The following is a 23,052-nucleotide window of genomic DNA, read 5'->3' on the forward strand; positions in this document are numbered from 1 at the left end:
GGCAGCTAAAGATCCCGGTTCGCATGGGCAGCGAGTGGACTATATCCGTGTTTCGACAGTAGAGCAGAAAAATCAGCACCAGAAAAAATACTAAGCGCTTCCGGCAGGATTGACCGGTTCTTTGAGGATATGATTTCCGACCGCATCAAGAATGATTAAAGGATGGAGCCAATATTCAGATCCAACGGTAGCGTTTGCTGCATGGATAACCGACAATTCAGTCCGAAATATGCAGGGTAATACTATTGCTTTCATCAACAAAGAACATGTGTTTTCTCCTAGTGGTATAACCTTAAGACGCTTTATCAACGGGTGCTTCTTGGACTTGAGCGGTAGTGCCGTCGCCGCACTCATGCATTCAAGCACCGGCCCTCAAAAACCCGTCCTTTCGGTTCCTCCTATTCCCCCAATCCCATCCATCTCTCCTATTCCCTCTATCGAACCAGTGCAGCCCGTATGGCCGATCCCTTCATTGAGATGGTCCTCTACCAAATGGGAAGACTTTATAGGGGCCTAGTTGCCGTCAGTGCAGTGGCACTTCACCGAAACATCGAAATTAACCTCTGTTAAGCTCAGCCGAACTTCACCAATCGTAAGAGACTTTCACCCCTGAGGGCACTCTAAACATCCGAAGCCTTACTCCACCGCCCCCGCGAGTGAAACGAAAGCCATCGTTCCTTACATATCTCCAACCACAAGGCTCTAGAGGACTCCTAGAGTGTCAGCGCACCTTTTACCGTTTTCAGCAGAGAGTTTACGACGGCATCCCGATGCCCATCAATGGTTTCTATGATTCAGGATTTGTGGTCCCGCTATGGCGTTTCGCAAGTTCGTTAGCCAGATCAGCAGTGATTTTTACCGCTTCTGGGGGATCAGTGACCCAGATATGGTCCCCAAACTGAAGCAATTGCCTTACCCCCTGAATATCCGCATATCCCACCACGATACGGACAAAGTCTTCGTCCACGGGTTCATGGTGGATAAGCCGTGATCCCAAAATGCGAGATGCCATATCAAGCCTATTCGCTCGAAGAAGTGCGGTGATACGAACTGGCATGTCTTCTTCCAAACGCACAACAAGCTGCGCCCACACCCTTGCCAAACTTTGCCCTTGACGAAGCTGAGCAGCTTGACCTAAAACGCGAAAGGTTTCCAAGCGCGAGACTGCCAACATCCTTGGTTCCCCATCGACATCGACGACCAAGTACCAACGTCTACCCTTGTGCACAAGCCCATAAGGATCAGCCACAGCACGTTGCAGCTTCTTGTCCCCACTTCGGCGATACAACACCTCAATTCGAGCTTCATTCCGTACAGCCTCCAGCAGACCTTCTAAGTCGCTTTGGGTTTCATTGCTAAACCAGCCACTGGAATCAAATAGAACCTTCTCTTCCAAATTATGAGTATCGGATGCTCTAGAGGATGAGACTGCGTTCAACTTCTTCTGCAACAAGGCGATATCCTGGCCAAACCCCAAGTGCGCGAGTGAATCCGCCCCAACACCAAGAATCCTCAGCAGCTGAACCTCAATCGGATCCAAGCGAGAAGCGTTCAACCGAGAACGCCTATCGAGCACAATCCCGCCATGAATACCTTGCTCCGTGTAAACAGGTATCCCTGCGGCCGAGAGCGCATCAACGTCACGCAGTATTGTGCGCTGCGAAACTTCAAAATGTGAAGCCAACTCCGCAGACGTAACACGGCCTCGTGTTTGCAACAACAAGAGCATAGACAACAGTCGCGCCGATCTCATGCCCCAATTATCGCCGGAACCACAATATCTTCGGATTATGACACTCTTTGTCAGGTTTGTTTGGTCCAATGCTCTTTGGCCACGTAAACAACACCACTCACCGAGAGGAGAACGGCAATGCCAACCCCCAATCTTTTCCTGACTTATGTCTCTGATGTCGAGACCTCTACTGCCTTCTACAGCGATTTATTCGACATGCAGCCATCGTTCATCAGTCCTCGATATGTAGCATTCGAAATTTCACAGGATGTCCTGTTTGCTGTATGGACCGGCCATAACACCCACATGGAGAAACAAGCACCGCGAACAAGCGAAATAGGTTTGATGTTGGATGGACCGGCAACCCGCATTAATGAGACATACCGTCTATGGAAATCAAAAGGAGTCCAAATTGTGCAGCCACCCTACGATGACGTCTTCGGCCGCACCTTCGTAGTTGCCGACCCTGATGGAAACCTTATCCGCGTCAGCCCAGTCGATTAATTCCTAAATCGGGATTCAACAACTAGGAAATCCTCCAACACCCCAAGGAAAACATCTCAGTTGGAGGATTCCAATTGCCCCGAATCAGGATCTAAAGCCAGGGCGTCAGATCAAAATAACAAGCAAAATGCCTTGTTGATACGTTCGAAAACAAAAGTACGAAAGCCGAGAGCGGGAGTTAGGAAGTAAATCCCCACACTTACAATCCTCGATCGCCAAAGTTCACAAAAACAAAGAAACCGGAGGTCACGAACCCTTTCGAGTTTGTTACCTCCGGTGTCGCAGTTTGTACAACTGCTCATGGTGCCCGGGGCGGGACTTGAACCCGCACGTCCTTATCGAACACTGGCACCTGAAGCCAGCGCGTCTGCCAATTCCGCCACCCGGGCAGGGTGTGGATGTCTTAGCGACTTGATAAAGATACCACGAATGCTGCTCAGAACTACAAATCTGCAGGAAAAATAAACTATTTCGGGCAAAGAGAAGGGAAATTTCTGGGAACTTTCGCGTCGCCATCTACGTTTCGAGGGGGTGAACAAACTATACTGATCGCTACTGATCGCTGCATGGTGGAAAGGAGAATAGCTCGTGGCGTTTTTGGAAAAGCTGGCGAAGCTGGACTCCGCCATGCAACGCGGCCTTGATAACGGCATGGCCCTTGTCTTCGGCGGCAAGGTCGTTCCCGCGGAAATTGATGAGCTTTTGAAGCAAGAAGCGCAGGACAATCTCGCGCGCGGCGACGATGACAACCTTTATAGTCCAAACGTGATGACTGTAGGTGTCTCCTCCAAGGATTTGGAGAACTTGTCGCAGGATCGCAATGTGCCGGCCGATTGTGCAGACCAGTTGTCGCGCTTCATTCGCAATAGCGGATGGTCCCTTGCGGGCCCCGTGATCGTGCGTGTGGCGGAGGAATCTGGTTTGCGCACGGGTCAGCTTCGCGTGTCCTCGTTTATTGATCACGAGCCCACGGAAGAGACCGGTTTTGAGGCTATTTTCCACGACTTTGATGGTCAGGAGGACCAGATGACCGAGCAGCACGAGAATACGGCTGATGACGCGGTAACTACCGCTTTCATTGCTCCAGATAGTCAACCCGCTCCGCAGCCACAGGGCCCCGCAGTCAACCTGATGCTGCAGGATGGCTCCTCGCGCGTCTATCACGTGCAAGAAGGCTCCAATATTATCGGCCGCAGCAACGACGCCGACCTGCGGCTTCCGGATACGGGCGTATCCCGTCAGCACGCGGAAATCACCTGGAACGGCCAGGATGCGGTTCTGGTGGATTTGCAGTCCACCAACGGCACCACCGTGAATGAAACGCCGATTGATAATTGGCTGCTTGCCGATGGCGACGTGATCACCATGGGCCATTCCCACATCGAGGTCCGCATCACGGGCCTTGATTCGCACAGCTACTAAGTTCAGTTAAGGAAGGGAGGTCGCCATGGATGCAGTCATCATGCTGGCGCTTCGCATCGGCTTGTTGGCTCTGCTCTGGATTTTTATCCTGGTGGCCTTGAACGCCATGCGCCGCGATACCAATAAGTCCGCCGGTGCTATCCGCCAACAGTCGAAGAAGGTGGGGGCACCGCGGCGTCGGGAAGCGATTAAGCAGCTGTCCATCGTTGAGGGGCCGTTGCAAGGCTCCCACATGGAATTGGGCACACTAGAGGATTGCACGCTGGGCCGAGCCTCTGATTGCGATTTTGTCACGGGCGATGATTATTCTTCTGGCCACCATGCCCGGCTATTCCGCCGCGGTAGCGAATGGGTAGTAGAAGATTTGGAATCTCGCAATGGCACTTTTGTCAATGGCGTGCGCATCGACCAACCCGAGGTAGTCGGCGCGGACTCCGAAATTAAGCTGGGCCGCACTACCGTGAGGTTGAACGCATGACACTGAAGCTGAACTTCTTTGCTAAGTCCGATCGCGGCCTCATTCGCGATAATAACGAAGACTCAGGCTACGCCGGTCCTCACCTTTTGATCTTGGCCGATGGCATGGGTGGCCACGCAGCAGGCGAGGTTGCCTCCGAGCTGATGGTCAACCACCTAGAAATCTTGGACCAAAACCCGGGCCAGGAAGACACCACGGCGCTACTAGAAGCGGCCGCTGACCAGGCCAATGAGGCCATCAGTGACCATGTCAAGGCCCACCCAGAAACCGAAGGCATGGGTACCACGCTGACCACCATGCTCTTCAACGGCACGGATTTCGGCGTCTGCCATGTGGGTGATTCCCGCGGATACCTGCTGCGCGACGGCAAACTCGAGCAGATCACCAAGGATGATACCTACGTGCAATCCCTGGTGGATAAGGGCGAACTGGACCCAGGCGACGTCTCGTCGCACCCGCAAAAGTCCCTCATTCTAAAGGCCTATACGGGCCGCCCGGTCGAAGCAACGCTATTTACTCTCGACGCCAAGCCCGGCGACCGTATCCTGTTGTGCTCCGATGGGCTTTCGGATCCGGTAACCGCCTCCACTATTGAGACCGCACTGGGGCAAGGCAGCATTGAGCAGGCCGGCTCCACCCTAGTGGACCTAGCCATCCGTTCCGGAGGCCCGGATAATGTCACCGTGGTTATCGGTGAAGTAACCGAGGAAAGCCCCCAGGAGCACAAACCATTCCGCGTCGGCGCCCTCGCGGGCCCTACGGAAGACCCAACCCATCCGGATTCTTCCGCCTCGCGGGCGGCACAACTCTCCCGCAAGCCTCAAGTAATTCCACCGGCCGTCATGTCCGATGGTGAGGAGGAGCGCCCCGAGCCAGCTGATGAAGAAGCGGAGGAGGAAACTTCCGGCCGAAAGACCGGCTGGAAGGTCCTTCTTGCCCTGCTCATCGTCCTCGCACTGGTCATCGGTGCCGGACTGTGGGCAAAGAACTTCTTGTCCAATAATTATTACGTAGCTACCAACGAGGCACAGGAAATCACCATCCAACAGGGTGCTGATTACTCCGTCTTTGGCAAGGAACTACACTCCACGAACCAATACGTGTGCATCAATGACAGCAATTCGCTCCTCTTTTCCGGCGAGCCATGCAAGGGCGACTTTGCACCGCTAAAGGTTACGGACCTACCGGAATCTGAACGCAGCGCCGTCGACCATCTCTCCACTGGTGATCTGGGTGAGGTGCAGCAGCAAGTCAATGATTTGGGCGATAAGGCGCTCAAGCCATGTATTACTGCGCCGAGCCAAAAAGATAAGAAGGATGCCAAGAAAAACAAGCCTGGCGTCACCTGCCGGGAGGTGTAGGTTGTGAAAAAGTTTTTTAGCCGAGGGACCGAACTCGGCCTGCTCATCCTAGCCGCTATTGTCTTCGCTATTACCTTGGTGAGCTTGGAGCTTTCCCAGGACAACGCTCTGACCATGGACCTGGTTTATCTCATTGGCGGTTTCATTGGCGTCTTTACCGTCGCCCATCTGGTGATGTGCTTCTTAGCACCTTATGCCGATCAGATCATGCTGCCGATTGTGGCGATCCTCAATGGCATCGGGCTCATCATGTTGGCCCGCCTAGATCTGGTTAAAGAAAGCGGGCTCGCGGTGCGTCAGGTCATGTGGACCGTCGTCGGACTCGTACTCTTCGTGCTGGTCTTGGCCATTTTGAAGGATCACCGCTCGCTGACGCGCTACTCCTATATCTTGGGTGCCGCAGGCCTTGTCCTGCTGGCCCTGCCACTGGTGTGGCCGCAGCCTGCGGACGTGGAGGCACGCATCTGGATAAACTTGGGCCCCTTTTCCATCCAGCCGGGTGAGTTCTCCAAGATTTTGTTGATCTTGTTCTTTGCCATGCTGCTGACGCAAAAACGCTCCCTGTTTACCGTGGCGGGATACCGAGTACTGGGTATCTCCCTGCCGCGCTTGCGCGACCTCGCACCCATCCTGATCATTTGGGCCGTCGCGATCGTCATCATGGGTATCTCCAATGACTTCGGCCCAGCGCTGCTGCTGTTTAGCACCGTCCTTGGCATGCTGTTTATGGCCACCGGCCGAGTGAGCTGGCTGCTTATCGGCGTGGTCCTCGTCGGAGTGGGCGGTTTTGGTATTTATCAGATCTCCGCGAAAATCCAGCAACGCTTTTCTAACTTCTTAGACCCGCTGGGCAATTATGACGTCACGGGTTTCCAGCTCTCCCAGTCGCTATTCGGCTTGTCTTCCGGTGGCATCTCTGGCAGCGGCTTGGGCGAGGGGCATCCAGAACTCGTTCCGGTGGCCCACTCGGATTACATCCTTGCTGCAATCGGTGAGGAGTTCGGCCTCATTGGCCTTGCCGGCGTACTGGTGCTTTTCGGTATGCTGGCCATCCGCGGCTTTGGCACTGCGCTGCGCACCCGCGATACCTATGGCAAGCTGGTGGCTTCCGGTCTTTCTCTTACCTTGGCAGTCCAGGTCTTCGTGGTCACCGGCGGCATTTCTGCCCTGCTGCCGATGACCGGTTTGACCACGCCGTTCATGTCTGCCGGTGGTTCCTCTCTCATGGCTAACTATGTGTTATTGGCGATTTTGCTGCGGATCTCTAACGCGGCTCGTCGCCCCATGCAGGAGACCTCGAGCAATGCGCCGAGCGATACCTCCATGTTCCCGTCGGTCCAGGAGGCTCACCGATGAATAGATCCATCCGTCTAGTGTCCTTATTCGCCATCATTTTGACGGCCATCTTGCTGGTCAACTTGACGGTGATTCAGGCTTTTTCTGAAGATAAATACGCCCATAATCCGCGGAATATGCGCGGCTTCATGGAAATGCAGACCACCCCGCGCGGACAGATCTTCGCGGGCAATACCGTATTGGCACAGTCGACGCAGAATCCAGACGAGACCTACTCGCGCTCCTACCCCATTGATTCACCGGCCTTTGGCAACTTGACCGGCTACTTGTCGAGCCAATTTGGTGCCTCGGAACTAGAGTCCTCCCAAAATGACATCCTCAATGGCACCGATGATTCATTGATGAAGCAAAACTGGCTCGATGCTCTGGCCGATAAGCCGAAGCAGGGCGCAAATGTAGAGGTCACCATTGATCCTGCACTCCAGCAGGCTGCCTATGATCAGCTTGTGGGCCCGGGTTACGAGGGGTCTGCGGTTGCCATTCAGCCTTCCACCGGCAAGATTCTGGCTATGGCCTCCAACCCTGGCTATAACCCGAATGATCTGATGGGCGATTCCGCTGAAGATGTTTGGGCCAACCTGCAAGAGCAGGAGGGGCAGCCGCTGGTCAACCACGCCGGTGCAGAAACGCTGCCTCCCGGTTCCATTTTCAAGATCATTACCACCGCGGCCGGTCTGAACAACGGTTTTAATCCTTCCTCCACCTTGACCGGTTCCAATGTCATTACCTTGCCAGACACGGTGACGGAGCTGACTAACTATGCCAACCAAAAGTGCAACGGCCAGGATGCGGTAACCCTGCAGACCGCCTTTGCGCTGTCGTGCAATACCGCTTTTGTGGAGATGTCGGAGCAGCTCGGCGCAGATGAGTTGCGCAAATATGCCAAGGCCTTTGGCGTGGGAGAAAACTATGACCTGGGCGTCTCCACCTCCGCCGGTACCTTGGGCGATTTGCCGGATGGGGCGGCCACGGCGCAGTCCGCCATTGGTCAGCGCGATGTCACCATGACCGCGCTGCAAGCAGCTGTTATGGCGGGCACCGTGGCCAATAAGGGCACCCGCATGCAGCCCTACCTGGTCAATCGCATTACCGACGCCCAGATGAAGGACATCCGCACCACCAAACCAAAGAAGGCGGACCAGGCGGTTAACGAGGAAACTGCGGCTACGCTTACTGATTTGATGTATGCCTCGGAGCGTTCCTCCGCTGGATATGATGGCAATGGCTTTGCTTCCAAGACTGGTACCGCTGAGCATGGCGAGGGCCTAGCCCCGCACGTGTGGTACGTCGCCTTCGATCCGGAGCGGGATATCGCAGTGGGCGTCGTGGTAAAAAATGGTGGTAACTTAGGTGAGTCCGCGACAGGCGGCAAGGTTTCCGGCCCAATTGGCCGCGCTATCCTGCGCGCATACCAGGGGGAGCAGTAATGAATAGCGCCGAGAATAAGGAACATCTCCAGGCACTGATTGGCAGCGACTACGAGCTGCAGTGGGTAATCGGCCACGGCGGAATGTCCACCGTGTGGTTGGCCGATGACACCCGCAATGATCGGGAGGTCGCGCTCAAGGTTCTACGCCCGGAGTTTTCCGATAACCAAGAGTTCCTCTCGCGTTTCCGCAACGAAGCAAAATCGGCCGAATCTATTCAGTCCGAGAACGTGGTAGCCACCTATGATTACCGCGAGTTGGAAGACAACGGCCGCAAATTCTGTTTCATGGCCTTGGAATACGTCCGTGGCGAATCCCTTGCAGACCTGCTGGCGCGCGAAAATACGCTGCAGGAGGAGCTGACTCTCGACGTCCTCGAGCAGGCTGCGCATGGCCTGTCCATCATCCACCGCATGGAGCTCGTGCACCGCGATATTAAGCCCGGCAACTTGCTCATTACGCAAAATGGCCAGGTCAAGATCACGGACTTTGGCATTGCCAAGGCAGCCGCAGCCGTGCCGCTGACTCGCACCGGCATGGTGGTAGGCACCGCACAGTATGTGTCTCCCGAGCAAGCACAGGGAAAGGATGTGACGCCGGCTTCCGACGTCTATTCACTCGGCGTCGTTGGCTATGAAATGCTCGCCGGCAAGCGTCCCTTTACCGGAGATTCCTCCGTGTCCATCGCCCTGGCGCATATCAATCAGGAGCCGGATCCGCTATCGACAAATATCAGCGCCCCGGCGCGCGAGCTCATTCGCATTGCGTTGCGCAAGGATCCGGCCACCCGCTACGCCGATGGCAACGAGTTCACTCTAGCCATCTCCGCAGTCCGCTTGGGCAAGCGCCCGCCGCAGCCCAAGTCTGCTCCACTAACGCAGCGCGCACCAGAACCATCGCCGTCCGCCTCGACGGAGATGTTGGGCAACGTTGCCCAACCCACCACGATCCATCCGGCAGCGGGAACCGCTCCAGTTAAGGAATCGAAGGGTGGCTCCTCCTTTCTGAAGGGCCTGGGCATCACCTTGCTCCTCGCGGCCTTGGCCGGCGGTGGTTACCTCGCCTACCAGCAGCTAAGCGATAGCGAGGGAACGAGCGCACCCTCCAGCACGCCGGAAACCTCGGTGGTTACGGAGTACCGCGATCCCACCACCACCCACCAAGACACCCCGGACGAAGATACGGAAGAGGCCCCAGCACCGGTGACGGTGACAGAGACCGAGCCGCAGGAGACGGAGCAAGAAGAGACTCCGCGTACTACTCACCGTGAGACACCCACGCGCCACTCGCCCACCCACCAACAGCAGCCCCCGGCCCTACCGACGCAACAGAATCCGCAGGATACGCACGTTGAAAACACACCTGAGCTGGATACTCCAGTAAACTCGCAGGCTAATGAGCTCCCCGGAGACTTGGCTGATTTACTGACACAGGAGGGTGACTAAGCGATGGTCAATGACCGCTATCGGAGAGGCGAGATCATCGGCGCCGGCGGCATGTCTGAGGTCTATGCTGCCGAAGACACCGTCCTAGGCCGCCAGGTTGCGGTAAAGATGCTCCGCCCGGAAATGGCGCGCGACGTCAACTTCCGGGAGCGTTTTTACCGCGAGGCCCAGAACTCGGGCAAGTTGAATCATCCCAATATCGTGGCGGTTTATGACACCGGGGAAACCGAGCTGGATGGCATGACCATCCCGTATATCGTCATGGAGCGGGTCAATGGCCGCACTTTGCGCGATATTATTCGCGAGGATGGAGCACTATCCGCCCAGGAAGCGGCCGATATCCTCAAACCGGTAGCGGATGCACTGCAAGCCTCGCACGAAGCCGGCATTATCCACCGTGATATCAAGCCGGCGAATATTATGCTCACCAACACCGGCCAGGTGAAGGTGATGGACTTCGGCATCGCTCGCGCCTTGGATGATTCCACCTCGGCGATGACGCAAACCTCCGCCGTTATCGGCACCGCCCAATATCTTTCTCCCGAGCAAGCCCGCGGTAAGAATGCGGATGCCCGTTCGGATGTCTATGCACTGGGCTGCGTGCTCTACGAGGCCCTTACCGGTCAGACCCCATTTGAGGGCGAAACCCCGTTTGCGGTTGCTTATCAGCACGTACAGGAAGAGCCGACACCACCGTCGGAGCTCATCGCGGATCCTTCACTAACCCCCACCCAGCGCGTCAACATTGATGCGGTGGTGCTTACCGCAATGGCGAAGCACCCTGCGGATCGTTATCAATCCGCCTGGGAGATGGCCGGCGATTTGGAACGCCTGCGCAATGGACAGGTCACCGCGGCAGCGCGCATGCATGTTAATGAGGACGAGGTCGAGCAGCCTACCGAGATGGTGGGAGCCGCCGCGGCCCCTGCGGCAGCGCACCGCGCACCGATTCAATCCACCCGCCCCTCCGAAGAGGATGACAAGCAGGGCGGCGGCTGGATGAAGTGGTTGGCTGCCTTCTTGGCCGCCCTCTTGGTAGCTATCGTGGGCTACTTCGCATGGGACTTCTTCTCCAATGACAAGGAGGATCCCGAAAAGCCACGCCAGACCCAATCTGCCCCGCACGACAAGATCATCGTGCCAGAGGTGGAAAACCGCCCGCGCAATGAGGTGGTTAAGGAACTCGAAGACATGGGCCTGCAGGTTACCGTCAATGAGGAAGCTAACCCGGATATCCCTCGCAATAATGCCATTCGCATCAATCCCGCCCCGGGTTCCGAGCTGCAAAAGAATGCCTCAGTAACGTTGACTGTGTCCTCCGGTAAGGAAATTACAGATGTCCCGGACATTACCGGCATGACCTTGGATGAAGCCTCCCAAGCCCTCGAAGAGGCGGGCTTGGCACTCAACTCCGACGTTTCGGAGGAAAACGATGAAGCACCAGCCGGCCAAATCATCAAGCAGGATCCGGCCGGCGGCACGCAGCTGTCTAAGGGATCGAAGGTACGGGTGACGGTATCTAAGGGCGTCGAAAAGAAGCGCGTACCCAATGTTTCCGGAATGAATGTAGAAGATGCCCAGAGCCGTCTCGAGTCCAATGACTTTGATGTAGACGTGCGCGAAGTCGATTCTTTGGAGCCGAAGGGCACGGTGCTGAGCGTATCCAATGAAGGCGCGGAGCTGGAAAAGGGCAAGCCGGTCACCGTTGAGGTCTCCAATGGCATGCTCTTTAAGGCTCCTGACCTGGTAAGACAGAGTCAGAAGCAGGCCGAAGATGAACTCCGCGCGGCTGGCTGGACTGGCCAGCTGGTGCCGGGGGAGCCCGTGCCTACCGGCGCGCTGGTGGATAACAATAAGATTGGCTGGGCCTCTGTGAATCCAGGCGATACCATGCGTAAGGATCAAAACATTGAGGTTCGCCTGTGGAATTTCGACCCCGCTGCACTTCTGCCGCAGCCATAGCTGCTGGTATCCTAAGGTCTCAGTACGAACTTAGATAAGAACTTAAATCTAGAAAAGGTATCTTATGCCGAAGTCAAAGATTTCTCAGAGCTCCTCCGTCCCTACCTCGAGCTCTGCTACCAACCGCACCCCCGTCAAGATCAATTCGGAGGGCACCCCGAAGTGGTACGTAGCCATCATGCTGGGCCTGATGGTCATCGGCTTGCTGTGGCTCGTGGTCAATTACCTCGCTGGCCAGGACATCCCATTCATGGCGGACCTCGGCGCTTGGAATTATGGCATCGGTTTTGGCTTGGCCATCATCGGCCTGCTGATGACCATGGGGTGGCGCTAAGCTAGACCTCCCAGCCTGTTCCCTCGCTCCCTGCTTCCTGTAGGTGGCGAGGGTTTTTCATATCTAGGAGCCACATGTCTCGCCACATTTTTGCTGCTGGCCTCATCATTTCTGTGGCCTACGCGGCCGTGCACATCGCGTTTGCCGACCCCACCCTACTCACCGGCGCCGCTCCCCTCCGCCTTTCCGTGCGCAACTACCTAGGCAATGTCCTGGGCTCGGGCATGGTGTGGGGAATCTTTAGCTACCTCATAGGCAAGAATTATTCGGGCCGGTGGCTCAAGGCACTCCTGGCCGGTACGGGAATTATCGTCTTGATGCTGGCCGTGCACTACGCCTTGCTCGTGGTCTTCGGTGTGTACAACTGGCGCGAGGCATTTGAGTACAACGCCCAGTGGTTTATCCTGGCTCTCCTCTCTGGACCGGTATTGGGGCTGGCCGGCGCGGCCTCGGCCCAGTTCCGGTGGTTCGACTATCTCGCCGTCCTGGGCTTCCTCATCGAGCCTGTCATAGCAGGGCTCGTCCCAGGCAGGTCCTACTTGCCCCGCACCACGACCATCCCTGGGTACTTCGCCGCTGCGACTCTCTGGCTCATCGGCGCGGGCCTCTTTTTCTGGCAGCGCCGCCTTTCCACCCGCTGAGCGCTTCTTCGGCGGCCCACCATCCCGGCATACCGTGCACACCAGCACCGGGAGCGGCGGAGCTGGAGGCCATATATACTCCCGGAGCGAGGCGATGCGGATGGGGCGAAAGGCGTGGCCGCAGGAGAGTTTGCAGCCCAGTCATGGATCCGCCGGCAATATCGCCGCCCACCAGGTTGGGATTCCACCGCTCCAGCTCGGCTGGGCTAGTGGCGTGGGTAGCCAGGATGGTATCCCGAAAACCGGGGGCAAAGCGTTCGATCTGCGCAGTAATCAGCTCGGTTACCTCACCCGGATAGCGCTCCGCATAGCCGCGCGGGACGTGCGCATAAGTCCACAGCGTAAGCCCACGGGAAGGGTCGGCCACGTATTGTTGGCAGGCCAATACTAGGGGTCGCTCGGGCATGCGCCGCTTGCCGACGTCCCCCTCTGCCCTACAAATCTCCTCTACCGTGCCTCCCACGTGCACGGTGCCGGCCTGGCCCACGCGCGGGTCGGTCCACGGCACGGGCTCGCTGAGATGGAAATCCACTTTGAAGACGGCGCTGCCATATCGCCAGCGCGCCAGGCTCCGGCGAACACGGCTGGGAAGCTCTAGCCCACGCAGCCCCAGGATCTGCTGCGGGGTCAGGTTCAGAATAATCGCCTCGGCTGCGGGCAATTCCCGCAGGTCGCGAACCTCGCATCCGGTGTGGAGGCGCGCATGATGGGAACGGAGGAGGTTTAAGAGGGCGTCGATAAGAGCGCCGGTGCCGCCCTCCACCACGGGCCAGCCGCGGGTCATGCCCAACCCGCCAAAGAGCAAGCCGAATGCGGAGGTAAATGGCCTCGTAGGCGAGGTAATCGCGTGGACCGCGCTGCCCGCGAAGAGTGCGCGGGCCTGTGGCGTAGCAAAGGCCGCTCGGCCGAGCTGACTTGCGGGCAACGTTCCGGCCGCACCGAATTGCGCCAAGCGCACGGGGCGATCGGGCCAACGCACCAGCGGCGTTAGTGCATTCGCCACATGCTCATCAATATGCCGGACAATGTGTCCGTGCAACCGCGTCCATGCGTGAGCATCGACTCCCAACTCCGCGGCCGTATCCGCCAAAGAACTCTGCAGGATTCCGGCCGGGGCTCCCTCTAACGGATGGGCCATGGGATAGGGGGCGTTAAGCCACCGCAAACCATGGGATTCCAGATCAAGGGCGTGGAACGCCGGACTCGCCACGCCAAAAGGGTGCCCGGCCGCTCCGAGATCCACAATCGTCCCCGGAAAAATCTCCGCCGAGGAGGCTGCCGCACCACCGGCCCAGTCGGCCCGTTCGTAGATATCCACACTCCAGCCAGCCATGGCCAAACGCGCCGCGGCCGTGAGTCCATTAGGTCCTGCGCCGACGATCACAGCGCGAGGTTGATTATCCACAATGCTCCTTATGCAGGTCAGTACCCAAATTTATCAGTCTTGCTCACACAGTGGGTAGAAAGTTATCCACAGGCTGTGGAGAAAGCCTGTGAAATGTGAATTTCACACAATTATTAACACCCTGTGGATAACTGTTTTCACGGACTTCCACAGGCGGATTTTCTTACTTTCGCACAGTCTAGACCAGCGTGATCAGGGAAAACTCCGGAAAAGCGTTCGGTAAATTACAAAAATGTAGTTATCCACATTGTGGATAAACATTGTGGAATTCTTTCGCACATGCTTTCCGGTGATCAAATTCCACAGTTATCCCCAAAACCCAGCTTGTTGGGCCAAGAGCGCGAGGATTACCGCGGCCACCACAACAACACCGCCCCAGCGAAGAGAGGGGCTTTTTCGATAGAGAAAAAGGCTCAACACGAGGCCTGTGCACAACCCACCCAAGTGTCCCCACAGGGATACGCCATTGGCCAGGAAGGTATAGGCCACGTTCGCCACAACCAGGGCGATGGGCGCGCGGAGATCGAGCCCGCGCTGGCGATAAGCACCTACCAGCATGACCATGAGTGCGAAGAGCGCACCGGAGGCGCCGACGGTGGGGGTATTGAAGTCGAATTTCAAGATCATGGCGGACGCGCCTAGGCACGAGATGAAATAGGAGGCAAGATACAACCCGGTGCCAAGCGTCCGCTCCACTTCCCTGCCTATGAGCAAGAGCATGATCATATTCACCGCCAAATGGCCCGCGTCTAGGTGCATGAACTCCGAAGACAGCGCAGTCTGGGGGCGGAAGGGATAATCCGGTCCCCACAGGCCCCAATCCGCTGCGAGCGGGGAATCATAGAAGGTGGCTCCTAGCGTGCGCGCCTGCACCGCGGTAATCAGCCAAGCGATGATGCAGACGGCGGCGATGAGCGCGGTCGCTGGGGTAGCGCGGACATAGTTTCTCACGATGGTCATGAAGTTGTCAGTCCTTTAGGCGGGGGTCTGGCTGTGGATAGCTCGGGAAAACTGCAACGAGCCCGCCGCCGCACGAATAATGCGGTGACGGGCCCGAGGAAAAAGGCGATTACGCGATATCGATGGACTCGATAACAACGTCCTCGTGCGGACGGTCCATGCGGTCAGTATCCACCTTGGCGATCTTGGACACAACCTCCTGGGAAGCAGCGTCAGTTACCTCGCCAAAGATGGTGTGGTGGTTGTTCAGGTGCGGGGTCGGCGCCACGGTGATAAAGAACTGGGAACCGTTGGTGCCTGGGCCAGCATTAGCCATGGCCAACAGGAATGGGCGGTCGAACTGCAGCTCCGGGTGGAATTCATCCTGGAACTGGTATCCCGGGCCACCGCGGCCGGTGCCGGTCGGGTCGCCGCCCTGAATCATGAAGTTATCGATGATGCGGTGGAAGATTGCACCGTCATAGAACGGTCCGGACTGCTCGCCCTTTGCGTTCTGGGAGGAGTAGTCCTTCTCGCCCTTGGCCAGGCCGATGAAGTTTTCAACGGTTACCGGTGCATGGTTACCGAAGAGATCGATAACAATGTCACCGTAGTTGGTATGCATCGTTGCAGTTGCGGTCTTCTGAGTCATGCCAGCCATTGTAAAGAATTTAACGCGTGCCTGCCGCGCATGACATAACGCTGTCAGCGATCGCGATAGCCTGAAGGTATGATTCGCGCGCTTCTTTTTGATCTGGATGACACCTTGCTCGATCACTCCGGCGCGGCCCGAGACGCGGTGGATCAGTGGTGCCGCGAGCTCGGACTGCCCGAGGGCCAGCATCCGCGATTCGCGGCTATTGAACGAAAGTGGTTTCAAGCCTATGAGCGCGGCGAGGTCTCCCACCACGGCCAGCGCGCGGCGCGCTGCCGCGAATTCCTCGGCCGGGACATGAGCGATGCCGAGGCGCTGGCCGCCTACGACGGCTATCTTTCCGCCTACCGGGAGCAATGGCGCGCTTTTTCCGACGCCCTGCCCACCCTCACCTGGGCCCTCGAATCCGGCTTTCAGGTCGGCATACTCACCAACGGCGAGCGCGAAATGCAGCAGGCGAAGCTGGAGGCCACGGGCCTTGCGCTTGCCGACGTCCTCCTCATCCCCACCGTCGACCTCGGCTGCCCCAAACCGCAGCGCGCGGCCTACCTCGCTGCTTGCCGCCAGCTCGGAGTGGATGCTGCAGACACGCTCATGGTGGGCGATTCCCTCACCAACGATGTGCAGGGGGCGCGCAAGGCAGGGCTGCATGCGCTCCACCTCGACCGTGCGGGTGATGGAGATCTGCGCTCGCTTAGTGCGCTGAGAGAGGTTCTCCCCCAAAGAGCCAGCTGACCACGATGGCGCCCGGATCGATAACGCCCTTGCTGCGATCTCCCAGGTAGGAGGCGCGGCCCTTCTTTGCAGCAAGGTCCTCGGTGTCGAGGGCGCCGGCATGGGCGGCGTCGAAAAGCTCCTGCAAGGTCTCCGCGTCCGGATCCTTCGCACCTAGCTCGCGGGCTTTTTCTGCGGCCGGAATGAGGGCATCTAGCATGGTGCGATCACCGCGCTGGGCGCCGCCGAGCTCGTGGATTAATTCAGCCGCTGCATTGAGCCCGTCCGCCAGCGACTCCGCCCGAGCCAATTCATTAAAGAGCGTGCCGAATACAGCGCCGGAGGTACCACCGGCGAGGACGAGCAGGCGCTTGGCCAGCCCGGTGAAGATCTCGGTATCCCTGCCGCGCAGTGGAGTCTCAATGCCGCCGAAGGCCGCCTCCATGTTCTGGCCAAAGTCGCCGTCGCCGGCTTTGCGGTCCAGCTCAGTAAGCGCCTCGAAGGAGGCTTGGAGACGCTCCACAAAGGCGGTGAGCCACTGGTTCTCCTCGCCCTCGGTAGGAAGTTCATCCTGGAAGGTGATGGTGGCGGGTTCTACCGCCTTCGCGCGGCCCAGGGTGTGCGGCCAGGCGGGGGCGGCAGTGGGGGCGTCGACAAGCTCGAGCAGCTCCGCATCTGCCTTGAGCAGAGTAAAGGAAGCACCGTGCATATTGACCGCGGTGACATAGGAGCCCACCAACGACCGAGCTACGGTGACGCCACGCTGGGCCAACTGCGCGGCGGCCTCACCAAAGAGCAAACTCAGCTCCAGCGGGGTGGTGCCGCCTAGGCCGTTGACCAGGCACACCACTTCATCGCCTTGACCCAGCTCAAGGGCTGGCACGATCTTATCCAGGACCTGATTTACGATAGCGCTCGCGCTATCTACCTGCTCAGTGTGGGTGCCCGGCTCACCGTGAATGCCCACACCCACCTCCATCTGGCCGGCTGCAAGATCAAAGGTCTCGCGGCCGGTAGTCGGCATAAAACCGGCACCCAACGCCACGGACATGCTCCGAGAATTATCCGCGGCGCGCTGCCCTAATTCAGCAACCTTATCCACGTCATCGCCGCGGTAGGCAGCAGCTCCTGCGACCTTTTCCACCAGGATGGTCGCACCCGTACCGCGGCGACCGGGGCCGTCCTCATTGCCATCGGTGGCAATATCATCGGCCACCAGCACCGTGCGGGTGTCTACCGCCTCGGCGGCGTTGCGAGCGACGGTAAAGTTCATGACGTCTCCGGTGTAATTCTTCACCACATGGACTACTCCCCTGCCCTGGTCAGCCCACTGGGTGGCCTCGCTGACCTGGACCGCGTTCGGGGAGGTAAAGAGCAACCCCGGGCAGGCCGCTGCGAGCATGCCCTGGCCGACAAACCCGGCATGCATCGGTTCGTGACCGGAACCGCCACCGGAAATCACCGCCACTGCCGGATCACCGTCCGCGGTGCGCAGCGGCGTGGAGCGGCCAATGAAGCCAACGTCGTGCCAGCGAGCATCGGGGTGGTTGGCGATGAGCCCAGCGAGGGCGTCGGAGAGAAAAGTGTCTTGACTATTACGGAATGCGGAGTGGTTCATACTCCCAGGCTAGTGATGTTTCTTACCCGGAAGCTAGGAGGAGAAAAGAAACATATCGGTTCCATTCGGACACCCAGTGGATTCGCAGCTACTTTGCAGTTTGCGGAGGATACTAAAAGAACCACTAAGAAAGGATCCGCACATGGATTTCTTGTCCTCCCTCCACAACCTTATGGACGCAGGTTCCCTGCTCCAAAGCTTTGGACCTTATATTCTGCTCGGCGTCGCCGTGGTCATCTTCATCGAGTCCGGCGTGCTTTTCCCGTTCCTGCCGGGTGATTCTTTGCTCGTTACCGCGGCCATCCTGCGCCACGAACTCGACATCAACGCCTGGCTGCTCTTTGTCGTGGCCGCGGTGGCCGCCTTTGCCGGCGACCAGGTGGGCTTCTACTTGGGCCGCCGCTTTGGCCGCAAGCTTTTCAAGGACGATGCCCGCGTTCTGCGCACCGAACACCTCGATAGCGCGGGAGACTTCTTCCAGCGCCACGGCCCGGTGGCCCTAGTATTAGGCCGCTTCGTTCCAATCGTGCGCACTTTCGTCCCCTTCGCCGCCGGCACCGCGGAAATGGGCTACTCCTCCTTCTTGCGCTGGAATATTCTCGGCGGCATCGGCTGGGTAGGTTCCATGCTGCTCGTCGGTGTCCTGCTGGGCGGTATCCCGGGCATTGCTCACTCCATCGACATCATCATGCTGATTGTGGTGGCAATTTCCGTGCTGCCGATGATCATCGGGTGGATCAACAAGCGCAGCAAGGCAAAACGAGAAATCCCGGCCAAGTAAGGGCTAGTTGCCCATTTCCCAGCCGGGATTCCGTGGGGTTACGAGGCCTTAGAGGGAATCACGTACCTCATCGCGAGCCAGCACCATATTGCGCAGGGAGGCTTCGGTCTCCTCGTAGCCGCGGGTCTTCAGGCCACAGTCCGGGTTAACCCACAGGCGCTCGACCGGCACGTGCTTGAGCGCGGCGCGGATGAGCTCGGCCATCTCCGCCACGGAGGGCACGCGTGGGGAGTGGATATCGTAGATGCCCGGGCCAATCTCGGAATGGAAGGTCTCGTCGATATCTTCGAGCAGTTCCATGCGGGAGCGAGCCGCCTCGATGGAGGTGACATCGGCATCGAGGCCGGCAACGGCATCGATGATTTGGCCGAACTCGGAGTAACACAGGTGGGTGTGGATCTGGGTGGTCGGCTTGGCCTCGAGTGCAACGAGGCGGAAGGAGCGCACGGCCCAGTCCAGGTAGGCCTTGCGGTCTTCCTCACGCAAAGGCAGCAGTTCACGCAAGGCAGGTTCATCGATCTGAATGATGTCGATGCCGGCCTCTTCCAAGTCTCGGACCTCATCCGCCAGCGCGACGCCGAGCTGGTCCGCAGAGATGGACTGGTGGACGTCATCACGCACGAAGGACCAGGCCAGGATAGTCACCGGGCCGGTAAGCATGCCCTTGACGTGGTGCTCCGAGAGCGACTGGGCGTACTTGGACCACTCGGTGGTCATCGCAGCCGGGCGGGAGATGTCACCGACAACGATTGGCGGACGGGTGCAGCGGGAGCCATAGGACTGGACCCAGCCGTTTTCGGTGGTTACGAAACCATCGAGCAGCTCGGCAAAGTACTGGACCATATCATTGCGCTCCGGCTCGCCGTGTACAAGTACATCGAGGCCAAGGCGCTCTTGCAGCTCGATGACGGACTTGACCTCATCCTTGAGGGCGGCGTTGTAATCGGCGTCGGAAAGCTCGCCCTTGCGGTGCGCCGCACGCGCTTGGCGGATTTCCTTGGTCTGTGGGAATGAACCAATGGTGGTAGTCGGCAGCTGCGGCAAGCCGAGTTCCTTTTGCGCCTCGTTGCGCTCGGCAAAGGCAGGCTCGCGCTTGACCTCGCCGGCCGGCAGCTTCTCGATGCGCGCCTTCACCGCCGCATTGTGGATACGCTCAGAGTCAGCACGGGTGCGCACCGCGCGGTCGCTGATGTTGTACGCCTCCGGCGCTTCCAGTGGGCCCTGGGAGAGGGCTACGACTTCCTTGACTTTCTCATTGGCAAAGGAGAACCAGGTGGCGACGTCGGCCGGCAGCTTGGTTTCTGCCTCCACGGTGTGCGGCACATGCTGCAGGGATACGGAGGTAGACACAGAAAGGGAGTCAAGGCTTCCCTCTAGGTCCTCGTACTTGGAGCGCAGGTCACGTAGGTTGGCGGCCCAGACATTGCGGCCGTCGATAAGCCCAGCAACCACGTGCGAGTTCAGCTTCTTCACGCGCTCAAGGTAGCCCTCATCGAGAGCCAAGGTGCCCACGGACAGATCCACCTGGACGGCCTCTGGCTTAAGTTCCGCCAAGACCTCAAGGCCCTTGCGCGCGGAGCCATAAGGGGTGGTGAGGTAGACTTGCGGACGGTTGTCCGCACCCAAGATGGCCTCATAGGCGCTCTTGATGTGGGCAGCAAGCTCCTCATCGGTGGCAACGGTCAGGTCCGCTACCAGGGCAGGCTCGGCCAGCTGTACCCACTTCACGCCGGATTTATCCAGCTCGGCCAGTACCTCCTGGTAGGCCTTGACGGCATCATCCAAGCGGTCGAGCGGGGACTTGGTCGCGCCCTCGGCCTGCTTGGACAGGGCCAGCAGGGTAACCGGGCCGACGAGGTATGGGCGCACGGTGTGGCCTGCTGCGCGGGCTTCTTCCACTAGCTTGATAACGCGCTGTGGGTGCGCCTTAAAGTCCTGGTCATCAGAAATTTCTGGGACGATGTAGTGGTAGTTGGTATCGAACCACTTAGTCATCTCTAGCGGCGCGGTGTCCTTATTGCCACGAGCCAAGGTGAACTCATCATCCAGGGTCTCGCCGGCTACGGCGCCCACGGTCAGTGCGGTCTCGAGCACCTGGTCGTAGTAAGCGACGTCGGCTGGAATGGCATAGTCCTCAGTAAGACCGAGGTCGCGCAAGCGGTTATAGGTATCCAAGCGCAGGGAATGAGCGGCAGACTCAAAGGTCTCTGCATCGATGCGGCCGGCCCAATAGGATTCCAGCGCGCGCTTGAGCTCGCGGTTAGCGCCGACGCGAGGGTAGCCCTCAATCGTCGCCTTGGGGAAATTAGTGTTCGTCATTGCTTACTCCGATTCGAGATAACAGGTCTTGGGTAATGTCGGGATTGTTGTGGGTATATATATGGAGACCTTCCGCGCCCCCGGCCACGATGGTGCGGGCCAATTGGGCGGTAAGCTCCATGCCGATTTCGTATTCCTCTTCTGGGGTTTTCGCTGCCGCGAGCCGAGTGCGCACCCTTTCGGGTACGGCCAGCCCGGACAGCTGCCCCATTCGTTCCAACCGGCGCAGGCTGGTCATGGGCATAATCCCCGGAATAAGGGGAATTTTCACCCCGGCCAACTCCGCCCTTTGGGCGAAGCGGAGGAAATCCTCGGCATCAAAAAAGAGTTGGGTGATGGCGAAGTCCGCGCCGAGGCGCTGCTTATTGAGCAGGACGTCGAAGTCCTCGTCCTCGTTCTTGGATTCAGCATGGCCGCTGGGATAGCACGCCACACTTACAGCGAGTCGGCCGGCAGCAAAGCGGGCCGCTTGGTGGCTCTCCAATTCCCGGATGAGGCGAACCAGTTCATCGGCATGCTGAAGGTAGTGTTCTGGCATGCCCCCTTCGGGGAGGTCACCCCGCAGAGCTAGCAGGCCACGCACTCCGGCATCTACCAAGCGATTAATCCACCCGATGAGCTCGTCGCGCGAGCCGGCCGTGCACGCCAGGTGCGCCAGCGGGCGCATAGCGGTGTTCTGCGAGATTTTCTCAATGAAGGCCGCGGTTCCCTCTAGCCAGCCGGAGCGCTGGGAACTGGTTACCGCGATGTAATCGGGGTGATAGCTTTCCAGGACCTCTAGCAGGCGGTCGATCTTGGCGGCATCGGCATCGTGGCGCGGTGGGATTACCTCGAAGGAAAGGGCGAGGCGCTCAGGTACATGGGATTCCTCTTCGCTTTCATAATCCAAGGGCGCGGAAGCCGAAAGTCGCGGGCTCATAGTCACCTCCTTTGCTGGTCGTCGTCGGTGTGTTGAGAAAAACGTACCAAGCTGTTCAGTTTGCGCGGTAGCGATTTTGCAATGGTATTACCATTGCAAGCCTGCAAACTGCGAGGTTGGCGAAAAATTGGCTGAATAATAATCGCACATTCTGAACCAAGCGGTCTATTTGTGACCCGTTCCCCCAGCACGCCGCCGCGCTCACGGTGGTACACCACCCACTACGTCACTATGCTGGGTGAAAGCGAATTGATAAATCTGAGTTAAGGAGTGTTCCACCCCATGAACCCCACCACATTGAACCTGGCCTTCAAGACCGCATCGAACCTGTGGAGCCAGTTCAACAACTACCGCGAAGAAAAGTCCCGCGAAGCCTACACCGCCCTAGAGGAGGCCGCGCAGAAGATGGACGAGCGCGATAACGGCAGCTTCGCCGAGTCCCGCCGCCAGGCAGGCGCCGTCACCCGCGCCGCACACTCCCGCCTCGAGCGCGCCCTAGAAGAGTTCAACAACTACCGCGAGGACGCCACCGAGCGCCTGAACGACGCCAAGGAAGAGGCCACCAAGAAGGCTAAGAAGGCCCGCAAGCAGGCCAAAAAGGATTCTCAGAAGGCGCAGAAGAACCTCAAGAAGAAGTCCGCCAAGGTAGCCAAGAAACAGAAGAAGCAGAAGTCCTCCAAGGGCTGGATCTTCGCCGGCATTATCGCTGTGCTTTCCGCCGCGGCCGGTGCCGCCTACTACTGGCTGCGCTCCAACGACAAGCCATCCCAGACCCCACCGCGCGTGGATGACTTCCAGTCCGCCTCCCACACCGCCCCTGAGTCCACCTTGGTCTACACCTCCACCAGCGAGAATGACACCCAGTCTGACCTCGTTGAGGAAGGCGCTGTACGCGATGAGGAACTGCTGGGTTCCATCGACGAACAGCTGGCCAAGCACCGCGAAGAGGAAGCAGCTCAGCCGGCCGACACCACCCGCATCACGGATGACCACCAAAACGAGGGCAAGCACCGCCTGTAGGCCAAAGAATAACTACGCTT

21 protein-coding genes and 1 tRNA gene are annotated in these 23,052 nt (G+C 58.4%); 14 read left to right on the top strand and 8 right to left on the bottom strand.

Annotated features, from left to right (window positions below):
- The first annotated feature begins 229 nt into the window (after positions 1-229).
- A complete protein-coding gene (locus I6I12_RS12120; protein WP_432417963.1) occupies positions 230-517 on the top strand; it encodes a 4-fold beta flower protein in 288 nt (95 codons plus the stop codon).
- 270 nt (positions 518-787) lie between these two features.
- On the opposite strand, the gene I6I12_RS00910 is transcribed toward I6I12_RS12120, so the two are convergent.
- Positions 788-1,729, bottom strand: coding sequence for a helix-turn-helix transcriptional regulator (locus I6I12_RS00910; protein WP_200288455.1), 942 nt, complete (start codon positions 1,727-1,729; stop codon positions 788-790).
- 219 nt (positions 1,730-1,948) lie between these two features.
- On the opposite strand from I6I12_RS00910, the gene I6I12_RS00915 reads away from it, so the two are divergent.
- A complete protein-coding gene (locus tag I6I12_RS00915) occupies positions 1,949-2,236 on the top strand; it encodes a VOC family protein (protein ID WP_234288201.1) in 288 nt (95 codons plus the stop codon).
- A gap of 301 nt (positions 2,237-2,537) precedes the next feature.
- On the opposite strand, the gene I6I12_RS00920 is transcribed toward I6I12_RS00915, so the two are convergent.
- Positions 2,538-2,625, bottom strand: a tRNA-Leu gene (locus I6I12_RS00920).
- Positions 2,626-2,824: 199 nt separating this feature from the next.
- Here I6I12_RS00920 and I6I12_RS00925 point away from each other — a divergent pair.
- From I6I12_RS00925 to I6I12_RS00965, 9 genes are all read left to right on the top strand, one after another.
- Positions 2,825-3,658 carry an FHA domain-containing protein gene (locus I6I12_RS00925; RefSeq protein ID WP_200288457.1) on the top strand — a complete coding sequence of 278 codons (834 nt, stop codon included), beginning with the start codon at positions 2,825-2,827 and terminating at the stop codon, positions 3,656-3,658.
- Positions 3,659-3,683: 25 nt separating this feature from the next.
- The gene (locus I6I12_RS00930; protein ID WP_005329668.1) at positions 3,684-4,136 is read left to right on the top strand and encodes an FHA domain-containing protein FhaB/FipA; all 453 of its coding nucleotides are present in this window, start codon (positions 3,684-3,686) and stop codon (positions 4,134-4,136) included.
- Entirely contained in the window at positions 4,133-5,497 is a 1,365-nt protein-coding gene (locus I6I12_RS00935) for a PP2C family protein-serine/threonine phosphatase (RefSeq protein WP_200288458.1), read from the top strand. The genes I6I12_RS00930 and I6I12_RS00935 overlap by 4 nt, the downstream gene beginning before the upstream one ends.
- 3 nt (positions 5,498-5,500) lie before the next feature.
- A complete protein-coding gene (locus I6I12_RS00940) occupies positions 5,501-6,853 on the top strand; it encodes an FtsW/RodA/SpoVE family cell cycle protein (protein ID WP_200288459.1) in 1,353 nt (450 codons plus the stop codon).
- The gene (locus I6I12_RS00945) at positions 6,850-8,280 is read left to right on the top strand and encodes a penicillin-binding transpeptidase domain-containing protein (protein ID WP_049361022.1); all 1,431 of its coding nucleotides are present in this window, start codon (positions 6,850-6,852) and stop codon (positions 8,278-8,280) included. Before I6I12_RS00940 ends, I6I12_RS00945 begins: the two co-directional genes overlap by 4 nt.
- On the top strand, positions 8,280-9,725 hold the full coding sequence (locus I6I12_RS00950) for a serine/threonine-protein kinase (protein WP_200288460.1): 1,446 nt from the start codon (positions 8,280-8,282) through the stop codon (positions 9,723-9,725). Before I6I12_RS00945 ends, I6I12_RS00950 begins: the two co-directional genes overlap by 1 nt.
- A gap of 3 nt (positions 9,726-9,728) precedes the next feature.
- Positions 9,729-11,687, top strand: a complete 1,959-nt coding sequence (pknB, locus tag I6I12_RS00955) for a Stk1 family PASTA domain-containing Ser/Thr kinase (RefSeq protein ID WP_200288461.1) — start codon at positions 9,729-9,731, stop codon at positions 11,685-11,687.
- Between the two features lie 64 nt (positions 11,688-11,751).
- Complete coding sequence (gene crgA, locus I6I12_RS00960; RefSeq protein ID WP_005326260.1) at positions 11,752-12,021, top strand: cell division protein CrgA; 270 nt, start codon at positions 11,752-11,754, stop codon at positions 12,019-12,021.
- Between the two features lie 74 nt (positions 12,022-12,095).
- On the top strand, positions 12,096-12,662 hold the full coding sequence (locus tag I6I12_RS00965) for a hypothetical protein (RefSeq protein WP_200288462.1): 567 nt from the start codon (positions 12,096-12,098) through the stop codon (positions 12,660-12,662).
- Here I6I12_RS00965 and I6I12_RS00970 read toward each other — a convergent pair.
- From I6I12_RS00970 to I6I12_RS00980, 3 genes are all read right to left on the bottom strand, one after another.
- The gene (locus tag I6I12_RS00970) at positions 12,613-14,067 is read right to left on the bottom strand and encodes a phytoene desaturase family protein (protein ID WP_200288463.1); all 1,455 of its coding nucleotides are present in this window, start codon (positions 14,065-14,067) and stop codon (positions 12,613-12,615) included. The genes I6I12_RS00965 and I6I12_RS00970 overlap by 50 nt on opposite strands.
- Before the next feature lie 306 nt (positions 14,068-14,373).
- Positions 14,374-15,027 (bottom strand): rhomboid family intramembrane serine protease, encoded by a 654-nt coding sequence (locus I6I12_RS00975; RefSeq protein ID WP_200288464.1) that lies wholly within the window; start codon positions 15,025-15,027, stop codon positions 14,374-14,376.
- 109 nt (positions 15,028-15,136) lie between these two features.
- Positions 15,137-15,667 (bottom strand): peptidylprolyl isomerase, encoded by a 531-nt coding sequence (locus I6I12_RS00980; RefSeq protein WP_034656094.1) that lies wholly within the window; start codon positions 15,665-15,667, stop codon positions 15,137-15,139.
- 69 nt (positions 15,668-15,736) lie between these two features.
- Here I6I12_RS00980 and I6I12_RS00985 point away from each other — a divergent pair, with 69 nt between their 5' ends.
- Positions 15,737-16,396 carry an HAD family hydrolase gene (locus tag I6I12_RS00985; protein ID WP_200288465.1) on the top strand — a complete coding sequence of 220 codons (660 nt, stop codon included), beginning with the start codon at positions 15,737-15,739 and terminating at the stop codon, positions 16,394-16,396.
- Here I6I12_RS00985 and I6I12_RS00990 read toward each other — a convergent pair.
- Positions 16,356-17,993 carry a dihydroxyacetone kinase family protein gene (locus I6I12_RS00990; protein ID WP_200288466.1) on the bottom strand — a complete coding sequence of 546 codons (1,638 nt, stop codon included), beginning with the start codon at positions 17,991-17,993 and terminating at the stop codon, positions 16,356-16,358. The two genes, I6I12_RS00985 and I6I12_RS00990, sit on opposite strands and share 41 nt — an antisense overlap.
- A 142-nt stretch (positions 17,994-18,135) precedes the next feature.
- Between I6I12_RS00990 and I6I12_RS00995 the strand changes: the two genes are divergently transcribed.
- Positions 18,136-18,774, top strand: coding sequence for a DedA family protein (locus I6I12_RS00995; RefSeq protein ID WP_200288467.1), 639 nt, complete (start codon positions 18,136-18,138; stop codon positions 18,772-18,774).
- Between the two features lie 48 nt (positions 18,775-18,822).
- On the opposite strand, the gene metE is transcribed toward I6I12_RS00995, so the two are convergent.
- On the bottom strand, positions 18,823-21,093 hold the full coding sequence (gene metE, locus I6I12_RS01000) for a 5-methyltetrahydropteroyltriglutamate--homocysteine S-methyltransferase (protein ID WP_200288468.1): 2,271 nt from the start codon (positions 21,091-21,093) through the stop codon (positions 18,823-18,825).
- Positions 21,080-22,012 (bottom strand): methylenetetrahydrofolate reductase, encoded by a 933-nt coding sequence (locus tag I6I12_RS01005; RefSeq protein ID WP_200288469.1) that lies wholly within the window; start codon positions 22,010-22,012, stop codon positions 21,080-21,082. Before I6I12_RS01005 ends, metE begins: the two co-directional genes overlap by 14 nt.
- A gap of 282 nt (positions 22,013-22,294) precedes the next feature.
- Between I6I12_RS01005 and I6I12_RS01010 the strand changes: the two genes are divergently transcribed.
- Complete coding sequence (locus tag I6I12_RS01010) at positions 22,295-23,032, top strand: hypothetical protein (protein WP_200288470.1); 738 nt, start codon at positions 22,295-22,297, stop codon at positions 23,030-23,032.
- Positions 23,033-23,052: the final 20 nt, after the last annotated feature.

Source organism: Corynebacterium kefirresidentii (assembly GCF_016599755.1).
Classification (GTDB): domain Bacteria; phylum Actinomycetota; class Actinomycetes; order Mycobacteriales; family Mycobacteriaceae; genus Corynebacterium; species Corynebacterium kefirresidentii.